Genomic DNA, 16,987 nt, shown 5'->3' on the forward strand with positions numbered 1-16,987 from the left:
GGCGCCGCAGATCACTTCGCCGCTGCGCGGCGCGGCCTATACCGTGCGTGCGCGCCACGACGCCGGCAGCGACGAGGCGCGCGTCGCGTTCAGCGCGACCGTCGACGCCGGCGTGCGCGAGGTCTACTGGTTCGTCGACGACGACTACGTCGGCGCGGCGAAACCCGGCGAAAGCCTGTTCTGGCCGCCGCTGGCCGCCGGCACCCACGCCGCGCGCGTCGTCGACGACCACGGCCGCAGCGACACGCGCGAGCTGCGCGTGATCGCGGTGGATTGAGCAGGCATCGCCGCTGAGCCGCGGGCGAACCGCGACAGCGGGAATTGTCCGTCGCGAAGAGTCCATGGCGCAGCGATCCGACCGTGGACGTCTGCGAACTGCCGGGCCGGAGAGGGCTGCGCCCGGGGCGGTCCGGCGGAGACTCGACGTCGCGGTTCGCGACGCTCGCCGCAAGTTGCAGGCTTCTACAGCAAGCCCTTCGTCAGCCGCTTGAGCTCGTCGGCGAGCGTGGCGAGGAAACCTTTCATCGCGGCCGACTTGCGCCAGACCAGCGCGATGCGACGGCTCGGCACCTCGCCGCGGAACGGCAGCAGGTGGATCGCGTCGGACTGCACCACCGGTGGGCGCACGGCGAGCATCGGCAGCAGGGTGATGCCGACGTTGGCCGCGACCATCTGGCGCAGGGTCTCGAGGCTCGTCGCGCGGAAGCCGTCGCGTTCGCTGGCGCCGGCGAGCTGGCAGACGTCGAGCGCCTGGTCGCGCAGGCAATGGCCGTCCTCGAGCAGCAGCAGGCTTTCCGTCTCCAGATCGGCGACGGCGAGTGCTTTGCGCTTGGCCAGGCGGTGCTGGGTCGGCACGGCGAGCACGAAAGGCTCGTCGAACAGCGCTTCCGCATGCAGCTGGTCGTCGTGCAGCGGCAACGCGAGCAGCGCCGCGTCGAGGCGACCTTCGCGCAGGCGCGCGAGCAGGGTTTCGGTCTTCTCCTCGGTCAGCAGCAGCTCCAGCCGCGGAAACCGTTCGCGCAGGCCCGGCACGACGTGCGGCAGCAGGTAGGGGCCCAGGGTCGGGAAGATGCCGAGGCGCAAGGTGCCGGACTCGGGATCCTTGGTGCGCCGCGCGATGGCCTTGATCTGCTCGACCTCGTCGAGCACGTGCCGGGCCCGCGCCGCAATCTCGCGTCCGACCTCGGTCAGCAGTATCTTGCGCGGGGTGCGCTCGACCAGGGCCACGTCCAGCTCGTCTTCCAGTTTCTTGATCTGGGTCGACAAGGTGGGCTGGCTCACGAAGCTGGCATCCGCTGCGCGGCCGAAGTGCTTGTGTTCGGCCAGGGCGACCAGATAACGCAGATCACGCAGGTTCATGGCGGTGTCATAGCCGGAATCTATCGTCGTGATGTTATCAATTGATTGGCTAGATGAGAAAGCGGGGCGTATTCTGCGCGCCGTTGCGTTTCCCCCTTCGTTCCGAAGGACGTCGTTTTCAACCCCAAGGAGTGAACCATGCTCAGCGTTGGTGACAAGTTCCCGCAGTTCAACGTCAAGGCCACCGTTTCGACGGATCTCAAGAACGCCTTCGTCGACATCAACAACGACACCTACAAGGGCAAGTGGCTCGTCGTGTTCTTCTACCCGAAGGATTTCACCTTCGTCTGCCCGACCGAGATCACCGGCTTCGCCAAGCACAACCAGGCCTTCCTCGACCGCGACGCGCAGCTGCTGACCGGCTCGACCGACTCGGAATTCGTGCACCACGCCTGGCGCACGCACCACAAGGACCTGAACAACCTGCCGTTCCCGATGCTGGCCGACATCAAGCGCGAGCTGACCTCGGCGCTCGGCATCCTCGACAAGGAAGCCGGCGTCGCCCAGCGTGCGACTTTCATCGTCGATCCGCAGGGCATCATCCGCTTCGTCTACGTGACCGACCTGTCGGTCGGCCGCAATCCGGAAGAAGTGCTGCGCGTGCTCGACGCGCTGCAGACCGACGAACTCTGCCCGTGCAACTGGCACCAGGGCGAGGAAGTCATCAAGGTCGCCTGAAGCAGGCAGATCCGGCCGGCAACGGCCGGCCGGATCCGGTGCCGCGGGCTCCGCGGCGCGATTCCCGTCATTCCCTGCCGCCGCGGCGCGAATCCGCGCCGCGGTCCGGCGCGTCAGTCCATTTTTAGCAATTGATAAGAAGCGTGGTCAGCCGACGCGGCCCCACGCGAGGAGTGTCCCATGAGTGTTGCCGACCTGAAATCGCAGATTCCCGACTACGCCAAGGACCTGCGCCTGAACCTCGATTCCGTGCTCAGCGAGGGCGGCGCGCCGGGCCTGAACCGCAAGCAGATCGCGCTGGTCGCGCTGGCCTCGGCCATCGCCTCGCGCTACGAGCCGCTCGTCGCGGCGCTGGCCGCCGACGGCGCCGCGCATGCGAGCGAGGCCGAGCTCAACGGCGCGCGCACGGCCGCCGCGATCATGGCCATGAACAATGTCTATTACCGCTTCACCCATCTCGTCAGCGACACCGAATACGCGAGCCTGCGCGCCGGACTGCGCATGAACGCCATGGCCAACCCGGGCTGCGACAAGGTCGATTTCGAACTCTGCTCGCTGGCCGTCTCGGCGATCAACGGCTGCGGCATGTGCATGGACTCGCACGAAAAGACCCTGCGCAAGCACGAGCTGACGGCCCAGGCCGTGCAGAGCGCCGTGCGCATCGCCGCGGTCGTGCACGCGGCCGCGGTCACGCTGGAACAGCGCGGCTGAGAAAACCCGCAAACCGCGCCTCGACTCCGGCGGGCAGCGCGACGTCCGGTTCCGGGAAGCGCCGGCGATCGGGCGGCGTCTTCTGTCCCGGCGGACCGAAGCGGCCGCGCGATCGCTGCGATCGCGCGGCCGTTCTCGCTCAGGCGAAGTCGAGGCTCTTCTCGAAGTTCTTGAGCTCGTGGCGCGACAGCGCGAGGTTGGACTTGGCGCGGTCGAGCACGACGTAGAGGAACAGCGCCGGATTGCGCTCCAGCGGACGCACGAGATGGTACTGGCGTTCGAGGCTGATCAGGATGTCCTCGATCGTGTCGTTGAGCTTCAGCGCCGTGGCGACGCGGCGCTTGGACTTCACGACTTCGGCGTTGCCGCTCGCGGCGAGGTCGAGGTCGATGCCGCCGCCGCCGAGCTTGGCCAGGGCCATGCCGCTGTCGGAGTCGACGAGGGCGGCGCCGATGAAGCCGTCCATGGAGGAAAGGGGGGAGAGGTCCAGCTTGGCCATTGGTAATCCTTCGTTGTCTGGTGAGCCCGCAGCCGGCGGGCGGCGGTCAGGGTCAGTGGGCGGCAGCCGCGGCTGCGGCGGCGGCCTGGTAGTGGTCGAGCCAGGCGTCGACGGCGCGACCTATTTCGGCCGCGGTCGTGCGCGTTTCGTGCAGCAGGATGCCGAGGTTGGTCGTCGTGCGCGCGAGGGTGGAAACCACGAACAGTTCGCGCCGGGCCGGCACGCGCTGGGCGAGCAGAATGCCGTTCAGCGCATTGACGACGACGTAGTCGGAGCGGTCGATGCGCACTTCGCGGCCGATGGTCTCGCCGAGCGCGACCATCGAGCCGATCATCGCGGCGATGCGCTGCGGATCGGCGCCGTTGTCGACGACCTGGGCGACCAGGCGGCCGTCGACGGTCGCGACCACGCAGCCGATGGCGGCCGGCACGCGCTGGTGCAGCGAACGCACGGCCTCGTCGATCGCGCTCTTCAGCGACGGCGGCAGACTGCGGGAAATCTGGTTCATTGCGACCTCGCGCGGCGTACTAGCTGCAGCCATTCGTCATCGTCGCCGGCGGCGTCCGCCGCGGCGGCCTGCGCTTCGATCTGGTCGAACAGCACATCGAGCAGCGCGGTCACGTCGTCGCGGCGGCGCACGTCGGCGGCGAGCACCGGCAGGAACTCGCCGCGCGCGGCGACGGCTTCGGCGTAGTCGTCGAGGCTCGGCTGCGGATGGCTGTCGAGCCGGCCGACCGCGACGACGACGCGGCCGGCGCCGATCTGGCGCGCGAACGCGTCGAGGAAAAGGCGCAGGTCGGCCAACGGGTCCGGGCGCGAGTTGTCGAGCAGCACGACGACGCCGAGCGCGCCTTCGGCCAGCAGCGGCCACATGAACTCGAAGCGGCGCTGGCCCGGCGAACCGTACAGGCGCAAGGTATGGCCGTTGTCGAGCGAGAGCTCGCCGTAGTCGAGCGCGACGGTCGTTTCCGCCTTGCCCGATTCGCTGAAGTCGGTGTTCGCGACTTCGGTATTGATCGGCTCGATCTGGCTGATCGCGCGTATCGCGGTGGTCTTGCCGGCGCCCATCGGGCCGGCGAACAGCAGCGTGATCTCGCTCATGGGCGCACCAGTCCGAGCGTGCGCCGGATCGCGGCGATCGCCGCGTAGTCGCCGGACTGGCGCGCGGCGGCCACCGCCGCCGCGGCCGATGCGGACGGTCGCGGCTCCGGCGCCGGCAGGTCCTCGTGGAAGAACTCGCAGACCACGCAGGCGTTCAGGAAGCCGTCGACGACCGCGCGCGGCGCGAGCTCGAGCGCGAGCAGGCTCGCGCGGTTGTTGTCGCCGTTGCGCAGGTGCCGGATCAGCTCGGCGAAGCTGCGATGGCCGCCGGCGGCGAGATACGGCCAGCCCTTGAGGCGCAGCGCGGCCGACGACTGCAGCGCGGGCAGCGCGCCGACCGCGCCGGCCTGCAGGCCGAGCTGCCAAAGCAGCGGCTTCAGCGAAACGCCCGGCGCCGCGGCCGCATCGCCGCCGGCGGGCGTCAGGCTCCAGCCGGCGCGCGTCATTGCGGCGATCAGCGTTTCCGGCGTCGCCGCGATCTCGCGGTCCAGCGCATGCAGGGTCGCCTGGCGCGTGCCGAGCACAGCGACGGGACGATCACCGACCTGCAGCGCGAGCTGCGCGGCCGGCCATTCCCGGCGCAGCGCGGTCCAGCGCTGCAGCCATTGCATCGCGATCGGCGGCCGCGCCGCGGCCGGCTCGCCGACGACCAGTTCCGCGATGCGCGCCAATGCCGCGGCCATCGCGCCGCTGCGCCAGGCGCCTTCTATCGTCAGCGCATGCGAGCGGCCGTCGCGGCCGCGCACTTCCGCCAGCAGGTTCGGCGAGATCGCCGGAGTGCCGTCGCCGTGCAGGCGCAGGATCACGTCGGCCGCGACCGCATCGCCGAGACGCCAGCGCGCGACATCGGCGGGCTGCTCGCGCAGCACGCCCTGCAGCAGGCGTTCGACCAGGGACTTCAGGTGCGTCGGTAGCGCGACCGCTATGCAGAACGGCGCGGTGTCTTGCGGGTTCGTCATTGTATTAGCCACTTGCGGAACCTTTGGCGGCGCGAGGCCGAGCGCAGCCTTCGGCGTGCGCGGGCTGCGTCCGATCCGGTCCTCGCGGTGTGATTGCAGGCGCGCCCGACTGGCGGAGTGCCGCGGCAGCGCAACGGCTGTCGACATGTCGGACGCACCCATCCGGGGCACTGCGTGCACCGGCGATTGATTGTGTACCGGTTAAATCGGAAACGGCTCACGCAAAATGCAAACAACTGAGAATGTTCGACACGGCGCAATGCAGTGCGGAGCGGAGTTCCATCCGCGCATCTACGACCTTCGTCGTGGGCGTGCGTGAAATCCGCGTGATCGCTGCGCCGCCGCCGTGAATTCCGCACGGCCGTGAAAGACTCCGGCGACCGCAGCGTGCGTCGGCGGGCGCGGATCGGCCGCCGCCGGCGACGGGTTTAAACCCTGGGCCGCGCTGCTGCATCCGATCCCGGCACGGACGTATCCCTGTTCCGCGTCACGAACAACTGCGAGCCCTCCATGAACCGAATCCTCTGCTTCGTTCTCCTCGCTGCGCTCAGCGGCAGCGCCGCCGCCGACGGCTGCGCCTTCCAGGCCAAGCGCGAGCTCACCGTGCCGGCCGCCGGCCTCAAGACCCTCAAGCTGCAGACGCGCGCCGGCGACCTGCGCGTCGTCGGCGTCGCCGGTCTCGTGAGCGTGGAACTGCGCGGCAACGCCTGCGCGGCGAGCGCCGAGCAGCTGGCCGCGCTGGACCTGCAGCACAGCCGCAGCGGCGACCGCCTCGACGTGATCACGACGGCGCCCGACGAGGGCACGTTCAAGCTGTTCTCGGACAACTACGCCTACATCGACCTCGAGGTGCGCCTGCCGCAGGAGCTCGTGCTGGACCTCGACGATTCCTCGGGCGACATCGAGATCGCCGACGCCGGCACGATCGCGCTGCGCGACAGCTCCGGCGACATCAGGATCCACGATCCGCGCGGCGACGTGCGCATCCGCGACACCTCGGGCGACATCCACGTCGAACAGGCCCGCGGCAACGTGACCGTCGTCGGCGACAGTTCCGGCGACATCGAGATCGACGGTGCGGCGCGCGACGTCGTCGTCGAGGAAGACAGCTCCGGCGACGTCGAGATCGCGCACGTCAGCGGCAACGCCCGCGTCGGCCGCGACAGCTCCGGCGACATCCGCTTCCGCGACATCGGCGGCAACGCGGAAGTCGGCAGCGATTCCAGCGGCGGCATCCACGCGCGCGGCATACGCGGCGATTTCCGCGTCGAGGAGAAATCCGGCGGCCGCAAGAACATCGACTACGCGGACGTCGGCGGCCGGGTCAGCCTGCCCGATCACGACTGACGCTGCTGCGCGGCGCGCCGGCCGGCCCGGCGCGTGTTCGCGCGCTGTGGCACGATGCTAGCCTCCGCGGATTCCTGCGGAGGTCACGATGGACGTCGCGCGTCGGCTGGTCGGTTTCCTGTTCTGCGCCTGCAGCGCCGCGGCCGTTGGCGTGTCTCCGGCGCCGCCGTTGGGCAAGCTGCCGGATACGGCCGAGCCGCTGCAGTACGCGCTGGAATTCCGCATCGACCCGGCCGCCGAGGGCTTCAGCGCGACGGCGGACATCCGCATCGCGCTGAAGCGTCCGGCCGAGCGCATCTGGCTGCATGCGTCGGACCTGCAGGTCGAGCGCGTCGAATGGCGGACCGTGGCCGGCCCCGCGCAGCCGGCGCGCTTCGCGTCCGTGGGCGACAGCGGCGTCGCCGCGGTCGAGTTCGGCCAGACCGTGCCGCCGCAGGAACTGCAGCTGCGCTTCGTCTACCGCGCACGCTACAACAGCCGCCTCGAAGGCGTATATCGCACGCGACGCGCGGGCCAGCCCTACGTCATCACGCAGATGGAGCCGGTCAGCGCGCGGCGCGCCTTTCCGGGCTTCGACGAGCCGCGCTTCAAGACGCCGTTCGCGCTGAGCCTCGTGATTCCGGCCGGCCTGCAGGCCGTCGCCAATACCGCGCAGAGCGCCGAGCAGACTCTGCCCGACGGCTCGCGCCGGGTCACCTTCCGCACCACGCCCGAGCTGCCGACCTATCTGCTCGCGTTCGCCGTCGGACCCTGGGACGTCGTCGACGCTAAGCCGATCGCCGCGACGGCGTGGCGCAAGAATGCGCTGCCGCTGCGCGCGATCGCGCCGCACGGCGAAGGGCCGCGGCTGGCCGAAGCGCTCGCGGCGACGCCGGCCATCGTCACCGCGCTCGAGGACTATTTCGGCTACGCCTATGCGTTCGGCAAGCTCGACCTGCTGGCCGCGCCGGACTTCAGCGCCGGCGCGATGGAGAATCCGGGCCTCGTGATCTTCCGCGAGAGCCTGCTGCTGCTCGACGCGAACACGCCGGCGCAGCTGCGGCGGGCCTCGTTCGAAGTCAATGCGCACGAGCTCGCGCACCAATGGTTCGGCGATACCGTGACCATGCCCTGGTGGGACGACCTCTGGCTCAACGAGGCGTTCGCGACCTGGATGGAGCGGCGCATCACGCAGACCCTGCGGCCGGCCCAGCGCGCCGACCTGCGCGGCATCGCCTCGGCGCAGCAGGCCATGGCCGCCGACAGCCTGGCCGGCGCGCGCCGGGTACGCCAGCCGATCCGCGACAACGGCGACATCGAAGGCGCGTTCGACAGCCTGACCTACGGCAAGGGTGCCGCCGTGCTCGGCATGTTCGAGGCCTGGGTCGGCGAGCGGCCGTTCCGCGACGGCCTGCGCCGGTACCTGCGCGAGCATGCGTTCGCGAACGCGACCTCCGACGACCTGATCGCGGCGCTGCAGCGCGCCGGCGACAAGGGCGCCGCGTTCGGCACGGCCATGCGCAGTTTTCTCGACCAGCCCGGCGTGCCGCTCGTGCGCAGCGAACTGCGGTGCGACGGCGGCAAGGCGCGGCTGCGGCTGAGCCAGCAGCGCTATTTCCCGCTCGGCTCGGGCGGCGAAGCTGCGGCGCAGACCTGGGGCATTCCGTTATGCGTGCGCAGCGGCAAGGGCGCGGCGAGCGCCGTGCAGTGCCAGCTGTTCGATCGCCCCGAGGCCGAGATGATTCTCGACGGCGGTTGTCCCGACTGGTATCTGCCGAATGCGGACGCGCGCGGCTATTACCGTGTCGCGCTGGCCGCCCGGGACCTCGCCGCGCTGACGCGCGTCGCGGCCAGGCTCGGCGATCGCGAACAGCTCGCCTTCGCCGACGCGATCAAGGCCGGCTTCGAGCGCGGCGACGTCGATGCGGCCGGCGTACTCGACGCGATCGGCCAGCTCGCCGGCGCGACGACGCGCGAGGCCGCGTTCGCGCTGCAGGCGGAGCTGGTCTGGATACGCACTCACCTGGCCGACGCCGCGGCGCGTGCGGCGGTCGACGCCTACGTGGTGCAGCTCTATCTGCCGCGCCTGCAGGCGCTGGGCTATCTGCGCCGCGCCGGCGAGAGCGAGGAGGCGGCGCTGCTGCGCGCCGACCTCGTCGAGCTGCTCGCGCGCAAGGTCGAAAGCAAGCCCGTGCGCACGGCGCTGCTGGCCCAGGGCAAGGCGGTGCTGGCCGGCGACGGCAAGGGCCGCCTGCGCTTCGGCGCGGCGAACTACGACCTGCTCGGCACCGTGCTCGCGGTGACGGTGCAGGAACTCGGCGCGCCGGCGATCGATGCGCTGATCGCCGAGCTCGCACGCACCGGCGACGCGAACCTGCGCCTGAGCATGGCCATGGCGCTCGGTGCGACGACCGACCCGGCGCAGGGCGAGCGCGTGCGCGAATTCGCGATCGGCGACGCGACCCAGGTCAGCGAGACCGCGCGCGTGCTCGGCGTGCACCAGTACGAACCGCGCAACCGCGCGGCGCTGTGGAGCTGGTTCCAGCGCCGCTACGCGGCCGTCGTCGCGCATACGCCGGTGTTCGTCCACGGCCGGCTGCCCGAGCTCGTCGCCGAGGGTTGGTGCACGCGCGAGCAGGCGCAGCAGATCGTGCGCTTCTTCGCGCGCGACGCGGCCAAGGTCGGGGGCACGGCGCAGGGCCTGCTGCGCGCCGAGGAGGCGATCAATCTCTGCGCGGCGCGGCGCGAGAAGCACGGCGCTGCGGCGCTGCAGCGCTGGGTCGCGGCGCGGCGCGAGGCCGACACGGCGGGCTGAGGGCACCGCGTGCGGGCCGGTTTGCGGCGCTGCCGGGCGGGTGCCGCACGCCGCCGCTGCCGCGCGACCGCGCGAGTTGTTTATGCTCGCCGCTACGCCGTTGCGGGGCCGTTCCGCGGAACGGGCGACGGCGGTTCCGCAGCGCCGCTATCGGCGGCGTCGCGCCGGAGGGAATTCGAAAGGGGCAGGACATGAGCGAGACAGACGGCAGTCCCAATGCGTTCGCGCAGATTCCCGAGCGCAACACGTCGGACAACATCCTGCGCACGGCGCAGCAGCACCACGTGCAGCTGTCGGCCATGGCCGACACCAAGGCCAACATCATCATCACGGTGTCGTCCATCGTGCTGACCCTGTCGCTGGGCCGGCTCAACGAGCCGGGCCTGCGCGTCAGCGTGCTGATCCTGATCGGCTTCACCCTGCTCGCGCTGCTGCTCGCGATACTCGCCGTGCTGCCTAAATACCGGCCGTTGCGGCTGCACAGCGACGAGCTGCCGCCGTATTTCAACCTGCTGTTCTTCGGCCATTTCTCCGAGCTTTCGCGCGAGCGTTTCCTGCAGGAAGTCGCGCGCACGCTGCAGCCCGACGGCACGATCTACGAGACCCAGGCCAAGGACCTCTATTCCCTCGGGCTCTATCTCGCGCGGCACAAGTACCGCTATCTGCGCCTGAGCTACCTGTTCTTCCTGACCGGCTTCGTACTCGCGAGCGCCGAGCAGGCGCTGCAGCTCGCGCTGGGGTAGTTGCGAGCCGGTTGTGCCGCCGAATCGCCACGTCGAGGCCGGCGTGTGAAACGTCTTTGGCGAAGCGATTCGCGGAGTTCGACGCGGCGATCCGGCGCCGCAGCTTCCGCCGGCGAGCTCATGCAGCGTCGCGGCCGCTACGTTGCGGTTCGCACTGCGGGCTCACCGGCAGCCGGCGTGCCGCGCGCTCCGTTGCAGCCGGCCGCCTAGCCGACCTTCTTCGGACTGACCCACATCGTGATGTCGGCGTCGAACACGACGTCGTTCTGCGCGTCGCGGACTTCGACCGTGGCGTGGAGGTCCTGCGCCTGCTCCGGATCGGCGACGGCCGGCACGCGCGCGGTCGCGGTCAGGCGGCCGCTGGCCTTCTTCAGGTAGCGCACGCTCATTCTTTTCGGAATCCAGCGCATGTCGGCCGGTATCGTCGCGTCGGTGGCCAGGCCGCCGGCGAGCTCGGCCATGTTGCACATCGCGATCGCGTGCACGGTGCCGATATGGTTCTGCAGGCGCCGGCGCTGGCGTATGCGCACGTCGCAGCGGCCGGCTTCGAGGCGTTCGATCAGCGGCGAGATGCTGCTGAAGTAAGGCGCGCGCCAGCAGATCAGCCGCGAAAAGAACCAGCGACCCAGACTCGACCGGCCGTATTTGTGGAACAGCTGCAGCGCTTGCGAAGCCATGGCGTCGCATTCCCGGGACGAACGGAAAGGAAGCGACGGCGGCCGTGGCGGCCGCCGTCGCGAGGCGGATCAGGCGACGGAACGCAGCACGGTCTTGCCGTGCTTGACCGCGGCTTCGAGATCGCGCGGGTCGAAGTCGTCGACGCTGATGAACTCGAACGTCGCGGTGCGCACGCGCTCGAGCAGCTTGCGCTCCTCGCTCGTGATTGCGCCGGCGGCTTCGACTTCGGCCAGCTGGCCGTTGTAGTCGTAGGCCTTGACCGCCAGGGTCTTCACGGCCTTGAGGAACTTGCGTTCGACGGGTTCGGCGGCGATCACGTCGGCCAGCAGCGCGTTCATGCGGCCGATCGGGTTGTTCGCGTTCGGCGTCAGGTAGACGTCGCCGGCCAGGCGGTCGCGCGTCTCGTTCGGCGTGCAGAGGATCGCGGCGACGCGGCGGCCGAGGCGGTCCGACGGCGGCACTTCGCGGCGGCCGAGCGGGAAGATCAGCGCGCGCAGCAGCCAGGCCACCGGCCGCACCGGGAAGTTGCGCAGCACGCCGTCGAGCGCCATCTGCATGCGCCAGACGCTGTCGTGGAAGGCCCAGGCCAGCATCGGCTGGTCGGCGACCGGACGGCCCTGGTCCTCGTAGCGCTTGAGCATGGCCGAGGCGATGTAGAGATTCGACAGCACGTCGCCGAGGCGGGCCGAGATCTTTTCCTTGAACTTGAGCTTGCCGCCGAGCACCAGCATAGAGGTGTCGGCGGTCAGCGCCAGCGCCGCGGCATAGCGGTTGAGCTTGCGGTAGAAGCGCCGCGTGTACTTGTCGCCCGGGGCCGAGCCGATCTTCGCGTGGGTCAGGCCGAGCACGAAGCTGCGCACGGCATTGGAGATCGCGAAGCCGATGTGGCCGAACAGCGCCTTGTCGAATGCCTGCAGGCGCTCGCGGTAATCGGCCAGCTGCGTCGCCTGCATTTCCTTGAGCACGAACGGATGGCAGCGGATCGCGCCCTGGCCGAAGATCATCATGCTGCGCGTCAGGATGTTCGCGCCTTCGACCGTGATCGCGATCGGCGCGCCCTGCCAGGCGCGGCCGGCGTAGTTGCGCGGGCCGAGGATCACGCCCTTGCCGCCGTGCACGTCCATGACGTCCTTGGCGATCTCGCGGCCGAGTTCGGTCGCGTGGTACTTGGCGATCGCCGACGGCACCGAGGGCTTCTCGCCGCGGTCGACGGCGGCGGCCGTCGCGCGCGACAGCGCGCTGATCGCATACGTATAGCCGCCGATGCGCGCGAGCGCTTCCTCGACGCCTTCGAAGCGGCCGATCGCCATGCCGAACTGCTTGCGGATGCGCGCGTAGGCGCCGGTCGCGATCGAGCCGATGCGCGCCGCGCCGGTCGCGTTCGACGGCAGCGAGATCGCGCGGCCGACCGACAGGCATTCGACGAGCATGCGCCAGCCTTCGCCGGCCATCTCCGGTCCGCCGATCAGCTGCGACAGCGGCACGAACACGTCCTTGCCGCGCACCGGGCCGTTCTGGAACGGAATGTTCAGCGGCATGTGGCGGCGGCCGATCTCCAGGCCCTTGGTGTCGCGCGGCAGCAGCGCCAGCGTGATGCCGAGGTCCTCGACGTCGCCGAGCAGCTTTTCCGGGTCGTACATGCGGAACGCGAGGCCGACCACGGTCGCGATCGGCGCGAGCGTGATGTAGCGCTTGTCGAAGGTCAGGCGCACGCCGAGCACGTTCGCGCCGTTCCACTCGCCCTTGCAGACCACGCCGTAGTCCGGAATCGAGGTCGCGTCCGAGCCCGCGTACGGACCGGTCAGCGCGAAACACGGAATCTCGCGGCCGTCGGCCAGGCGCGGCAGGTAGTAGTCCTTTTGTTCCTTGGTGCCGTAGTGCAGCAGCAGCTCGGCCGGGCCGAGCGAGTTCGGCACGGCGACGGTCGAGCCCACGGTCGTGGAGATACTGGCGAGCTTCTGCAGCACCACCGAATGCGCGAGCGCCGAGAACTGCAGGCCGCCGTACTCGCGCGGGATGATCATGCCGAAGAACTTGTTCTTCTTGAGGAACTCCCAGACCGGCGGCGGCAGGTCGGCCAGCTCGTGGGTGATCTCCCAGTCGTTGATCATGCGGCAGAGTTCCTCGACCGGGCCGTCGAGGAACGCGCGTTCGTCGGCCGACAGCACCGGCTCGGGCTGGCGCAGCAGCTGGTTCCAGTTCGGCTTGCCGCTGAACAGCTCGCCTTCGAAACCGACCGTGCCGGCTTCGAGCGCGATCTTCTCGGTCGGCGACAGCTGCGGCGTGATCTTCTGATAGATCGCCAGCAGCGGCGCGCTCAGGCGCTTGCGGCGGAAATCGGTCAGGTTCAGCGGCACGGCGACCAGGGCGAACACGAGAAACGTGATCGACGTCGCCAGCCAGTGGGATTCGGCGAGCACGCCGGCCGCAACGATGGCGACCGCGGTGAGCGCGCTCCAGGTGCGCAGCGCGACGCGCCGGTAGGAGCAGGCCAGCGATACGAGGATCGCGGCGAGCAGGGGAAACCAATGTTGCATGGCGGACTCCTCAGTCGATCAGTTCCGCCCCTGCGGCAGGGTGCGGACAAAGGAAAGCACAGCGTCGGTGAACAAGTCATTGCGGTCGCCGGCGACCATGTGGGTGGCGCGCGGCACGACGACGTGGCGCGCCTGCGGCACCAGGTCGAGGAATTCGTCGATCGTGGCCTGCGAGACCACGTCGCTGTCGCTGCCCGAGAGCAGCAGCACCGGAATGCGGATCTGCCGCGCGGCCTCGATCAGCGCGGCCTGGTGGCGTTCGCCGTTCTCGGCGATGCGTTCGAGCAGGGCCGGGTCCCAGTGCCAGCGGTAGCGGCCGTCGTCGCGCTGTACCAGCAGCGACTGCAGCCGCTGCGGCGAGCGCGTCTCGCGCCGGTGCGGCAGGTAGGCCGCGATGCTCGCGGCCGCCTGGTCGAGCGAGGCGAAGCCGTCCGGATGGGCGCGCATGAAGGCGAGGATGCGTTCGACGCCGGCGGTCTCCCAGCGCGGCGTGATGTCGACGAGGACCAGCGCACGGAACAACCCGGGCCGGCGCGCCTGGGCGAGCAGGCCGACCAGGCCGCCGAACGAGGCGCCGACGAGGACGGCCGACGGCCCGGCGAAGCCGGCCACGAGCTCGAGGTCATTGATGAACTGATCGATCGAATAGGCGCCCTGCGGATGCCAGTCGCTGGCGCCGTGGCCGCGCGCGTCGGCGCAGAGGCAGAGGAAACCGTGTTCGGCCAGGGTCGCGGCGCTGGCCTGCCAGGCCAGCCGGGTCTGGCCGAAGCCGTGAGTGAAGACCAGGGAAGGATTGCCGGCCATGCCGTGCAGATCGCACGAAATAGCCAGGCCGTCGGCCGCGAGCAGGCTCACGGCGGCCTTGTGATTCAACATCTTGGCAGGGGTTTGGCGGGCTTCAAACATTCGTTTGAGTATTCGCAGAGAACTAGAGTATTCAATCCGAGATACCTAGGCATTCGATCAAATCTTTCTGAACAGAGGCTTCCATACGCCGGGCTCAAGTAGGTTCCCGTGGCCTCGCCGCGACGCGGTACCCGCCGGAACCTAGCCATGACACACGCACCTGCCACCGTCACCCCGCTGGAAAATCGCAGCCGCCTGTCGACGGCCGACTGGGAGCACGCGGCCCTCGACGCCATCGCCGAGCAGGGGGTGGCCGCCGCCGCGGTCGAGCCGCTGGCGCGCCGGCTCGGCGTGACCAAGGGCAGTTTCTACTGGCATTTCCCGACCCGCGAGGCCCTGCTCAAGGCGACCCTGGAACGCTGGGAGCGCACCGACGAGGCGGGCTTCCTCGGCGGCGAGCCGATCGCCGATCCGCGCGAGCGGTTGCGCGCGCTGTTCCGCCTGACCGGCCGCGACCTGCCGTCGCATGCGGTCTATTCGGCGCTGCTGCGCGCCCTGGACCATCCGATCGTGCAGCCGGTCATGTCGCGCGTGTCGCAGAAACGCATCGACTTCCTGAGCGCGACCTACCTCCAGCTCGGCCTCGACCCGGTCGCGGCCTCGTTCCGCGCACGGCTGACCTATGCGGCCTATGCGGGCTTCCTGCAGCTGTCGCTGCAACTCGGCCTGCCGCGCCTGTCGCATGCGGAGTTCGACGAATACGTCGAGCATGCGGTGTCGACGCTGATTCCGTGACCGCTGCGGCGCTATGACGCAAGTCGTTGATCTTTCTGGAGGCTGCCTGTCAATTTGTTGCAATGGCGGCGGCCGGCCGCTAACGTGGCCCGCCTCACTTTCAGGCGGGCCCGCGGCGGGCCCAGGATCCGGAGACATGGCCAGCAAGCTCGATGCGTTGAACCGATGGGTCGATGAAGTCGCCCGTCTGACCCAGCCGGACCGCATCCATTGGTGCGACGGCTCGGAAGCGGAATACCAGGCGCTCGTCGAACTGATGCTCGACACCGGCGACCTGACCGAGCTGAATCCGGCCACGCACCCGAACTGCTACCTGCACCGCTCCAATCCCAGCGACGTCGCCCGCGTCGAGCACCTGACCTTCGTCTGCCCGGCCAACGCCGAGGACGCCGGCGCGAACAACCACTGGATGGCCCCGGACGAGGCGCACCGCAAGATCGACGCGCTGTTCGCCGGCTGCATGAAGGGCCGCACGCTCTACGTCGTCCCGTATTGCATGGGACCGATCGATTCGCCGCTGGCGCGCTGCGGCGTGGAGATCACCGACAGCCCCTACGTCGTCGCGAACATGCGCGTCATGACGCGCATGGGCGAGGCGGCCCTCGCACGGATCGAGCGCGACGGCGGCTTCGTCAAGGGTCTGCACTCGATCGGCGACCTCGATCCGGCCAAGCGCTTCATCATGCACTTCCCCGAAGAGCTGACGATCAAGTCGATCGGCTCGGGCTACGGCGGCAATGCGCTGCTCGGCAAGAAATGCCATGCGCTGCGCATCGCCTCGTGGCAGGCGCGCCAGGAAGGCTGGCTCGCCGAGCACATGCTGATCCTCGGGCTGGAGAGCCCGCAGGGCGAGATCCACTACGTCGCCGCGGCGTTTCCGTCGGCCTGCGGCAAGACCAATCTCGCGATGCTGATCCCGCCGGCCGCCTATCCGGGCTGGAAGGTCTGGACCATCGGCGACGACATATGCTGGATGCAGCCGGGCCCCGACGGGCGTCTCTGGGCGATCAATCCGGAAGCCGGCTTCTTCGGCGTCGCGCCGGGCACGAGCCGCAGCACGAATCCCAACGCGCTGGCCATGCTCGACCACGACGCGATCTTCACCAACGTCGCCGAGACCGCCGATCAGCAGCCCTGGTGGGAAGGACTGCCCGAGGGCAAGCCGGCCAGGGACTGGCAGGGCCGCGACTACGATCCGGCCAACGGCCCGGCCGCGCACCCGAACTCGCGCTTCACGGTCAGCGCGCGGCAGTGCCCGAGCTGGTCGCCGCGGTCCGAGGATCCGCAGGGCGTGCCGATCTCGGCCATCATCTTCGGCGGCCGCCGCGAATCGCTCGTGCCGCTCGTGTTCGAGGCGCGCGACTGGAAGCACGGCGTGCTCGTCGGCGCCGCGATGGGTTCGGAAACCACGGCGGCGGCGACCGGCGCGGTCGGCGTGCTGCGGCGCGACTCCATGGCGATGAAGCCGTTCTGCGGCTACAACTTCGCCGACTACTTCGCGCATTGGCTCAGCTTCGACAGGCCCAACGCGAAGCTGCCGAAGGTGTTCCACGTCAACTGGTTCCGCAAGGCCGACGGCAAGTTCGTCTGGCCGGGCTTCGGCGACAACATGCGCGTGCTCGAATGGATCGTCGGCCGCTGCAAGGACGCGGTCGGCGCAGTCGAGACGCCGATCGGCAACCTGCCGCGGCGCGAGGACCTGAACCTGGCCGGTCTGTCGCTCAGCGACGCGCAGCTCGACCTGCTGCTCGGCGTCGACCGCGAAGGCTGGGCGCGCGAATATGCCGGCATCGCCGAATACCTGGATTCGTTCGGCGAACGCACGCCGGCGGCACTGAAGCAGGAGCATGCGCGCGTGCGCGACGAGCTCGCTGCCGCGCCGGCGGCGCCGCCGCGCGCCGCGGTGGGCTGATCCGCCGCCGCATGGCCCGGCCGGTTCC

The 16,987-nt window shown here is 69.7% G+C and carries 15 protein-coding genes and 1 pseudogene; 8 read left to right on the forward strand and 8 right to left on the reverse strand.

Annotated elements, in window-relative coordinates; genetic code table 11:
- A pseudogene (locus tag NON22_RS09410) lies at window positions 1-277 on the forward strand (penicillin-binding protein 1C); the annotation flags it as partial.
- A 185-nt stretch (window positions 278-462) separates the two neighbouring features.
- On the opposite strand, the gene oxyR reads toward NON22_RS09410, so the two are convergent.
- Window positions 463-1,359 carry a DNA-binding transcriptional regulator OxyR gene (gene oxyR / locus NON22_RS09415; RefSeq protein WP_257386676.1) on the reverse strand — a complete coding sequence of 299 codons (897 nt, stop codon included), beginning with the start codon at window positions 1,357-1,359 and terminating at the stop codon, window positions 463-465.
- Between the two features lie 138 nt (window positions 1,360-1,497).
- Here oxyR and NON22_RS09420 point away from each other — a divergent pair, with 138 nt between their 5' ends.
- Window positions 1,498-2,037, forward strand: a complete 540-nt coding sequence (locus NON22_RS09420) for a peroxiredoxin (RefSeq protein WP_257386677.1) — start codon at window positions 1,498-1,500, stop codon at window positions 2,035-2,037.
- 180 nt (window positions 2,038-2,217) lie between these two features.
- Window positions 2,218-2,748, forward strand: coding sequence for an alkylhydroperoxidase, AhpD family (ahpD, locus tag NON22_RS09425; protein ID WP_257386678.1), 531 nt, complete (start codon window positions 2,218-2,220; stop codon window positions 2,746-2,748).
- A gap of 139 nt (window positions 2,749-2,887) precedes the next feature.
- Here the strand turns inward: ahpD and NON22_RS09430 are convergent, their stop codons facing one another.
- From NON22_RS09430 to NON22_RS09445, 4 genes are read right to left on the reverse strand one after another with little or no spacing between them, the layout of a single operon-like run.
- Window positions 2,888-3,247: a roadblock/LC7 domain-containing protein gene (locus tag NON22_RS09430; RefSeq protein ID WP_257386679.1), complete on the reverse strand. Its 360-nt coding sequence runs from the start codon at window positions 3,245-3,247 to the stop codon at window positions 2,888-2,890.
- Between the two features lie 52 nt (window positions 3,248-3,299).
- Window positions 3,300-3,755 carry a roadblock/LC7 domain-containing protein gene (locus tag NON22_RS09435; RefSeq protein WP_257386680.1) on the reverse strand — a complete coding sequence of 152 codons (456 nt, stop codon included), beginning with the start codon at window positions 3,753-3,755 and terminating at the stop codon, window positions 3,300-3,302.
- Window positions 3,752-4,348: a GTP-binding protein gene (locus tag NON22_RS09440; protein WP_257386681.1), complete on the reverse strand. Its 597-nt coding sequence runs from the start codon at window positions 4,346-4,348 to the stop codon at window positions 3,752-3,754. The genes NON22_RS09435 and NON22_RS09440 overlap by 4 nt, the downstream gene beginning before the upstream one ends.
- On the reverse strand, window positions 4,345-5,307 hold the full coding sequence (locus NON22_RS09445) for a hypothetical protein (protein WP_257386682.1): 963 nt from the start codon (window positions 5,305-5,307) through the stop codon (window positions 4,345-4,347). The genes NON22_RS09440 and NON22_RS09445 overlap by 4 nt, the downstream gene beginning before the upstream one ends.
- Before the next feature lie 510 nt (window positions 5,308-5,817).
- Between NON22_RS09445 and NON22_RS09450 the strand changes: the two genes are divergently transcribed.
- The 3 genes from NON22_RS09450 to NON22_RS09460 all read left to right on the forward strand — a co-directional run bounded on the left by NON22_RS09450 (window position 5,818) and on the right by NON22_RS09460 (window position 10,191).
- Window positions 5,818-6,654, forward strand: a complete 837-nt coding sequence (locus tag NON22_RS09450; protein ID WP_257386683.1) for a DUF4097 family beta strand repeat-containing protein — start codon at window positions 5,818-5,820, stop codon at window positions 6,652-6,654.
- A gap of 88 nt (window positions 6,655-6,742) precedes the next feature.
- On the forward strand, window positions 6,743-9,448 hold the full coding sequence (locus NON22_RS09455) for a M1 family metallopeptidase (RefSeq protein WP_257386684.1): 2,706 nt from the start codon (window positions 6,743-6,745) through the stop codon (window positions 9,446-9,448).
- 191 nt (window positions 9,449-9,639) lie between these two features.
- Window positions 9,640-10,191: a Pycsar system effector family protein gene (locus NON22_RS09460; protein WP_257386685.1), complete on the forward strand. Its 552-nt coding sequence runs from the start codon at window positions 9,640-9,642 to the stop codon at window positions 10,189-10,191.
- Between the two features lie 206 nt (window positions 10,192-10,397).
- On the opposite strand, the gene NON22_RS09465 is transcribed toward NON22_RS09460, so the two are convergent.
- From NON22_RS09465 to NON22_RS09475, 3 genes are all read right to left on the reverse strand, one after another.
- Window positions 10,398-10,868 (reverse strand): hotdog fold domain-containing protein, encoded by a 471-nt coding sequence (locus NON22_RS09465; RefSeq protein ID WP_257386687.1) that lies wholly within the window; start codon window positions 10,866-10,868, stop codon window positions 10,398-10,400.
- A 69-nt stretch (window positions 10,869-10,937) separates the two neighbouring features.
- The gene (locus NON22_RS09470; protein ID WP_257386688.1) at window positions 10,938-13,406 is read right to left on the reverse strand and encodes an acyl-CoA dehydrogenase; all 2,469 of its coding nucleotides are present in this window, start codon (window positions 13,404-13,406) and stop codon (window positions 10,938-10,940) included.
- An 18-nt stretch (window positions 13,407-13,424) separates the two neighbouring features.
- A complete protein-coding gene (locus tag NON22_RS09475; protein ID WP_425507966.1) occupies window positions 13,425-14,282 on the reverse strand; it encodes an alpha/beta fold hydrolase in 858 nt (285 codons plus the stop codon).
- Window positions 14,283-14,459: 177 nt separating this feature from the next.
- Between NON22_RS09475 and NON22_RS09480 the strand changes: the two genes are divergently transcribed.
- Both NON22_RS09480 and NON22_RS09485 read left to right on the forward strand, forming a co-directional pair.
- The gene (locus NON22_RS09480) at window positions 14,460-15,047 is read left to right on the forward strand and encodes a TetR/AcrR family transcriptional regulator (RefSeq protein ID WP_257386690.1); all 588 of its coding nucleotides are present in this window, start codon (window positions 14,460-14,462) and stop codon (window positions 15,045-15,047) included.
- A gap of 136 nt (window positions 15,048-15,183) precedes the next feature.
- Window positions 15,184-16,959: a phosphoenolpyruvate carboxykinase (GTP) gene (locus tag NON22_RS09485; protein ID WP_257386691.1), complete on the forward strand. Its 1,776-nt coding sequence runs from the start codon at window positions 15,184-15,186 to the stop codon at window positions 16,957-16,959.
- Window positions 16,960-16,987 lie beyond the last annotated feature (28 nt).

The organism is Tahibacter caeni, assembly GCF_024609805.1.
Lineage (GTDB): Bacteria > Pseudomonadota > Gammaproteobacteria > Xanthomonadales > Rhodanobacteraceae > Tahibacter > Tahibacter caeni.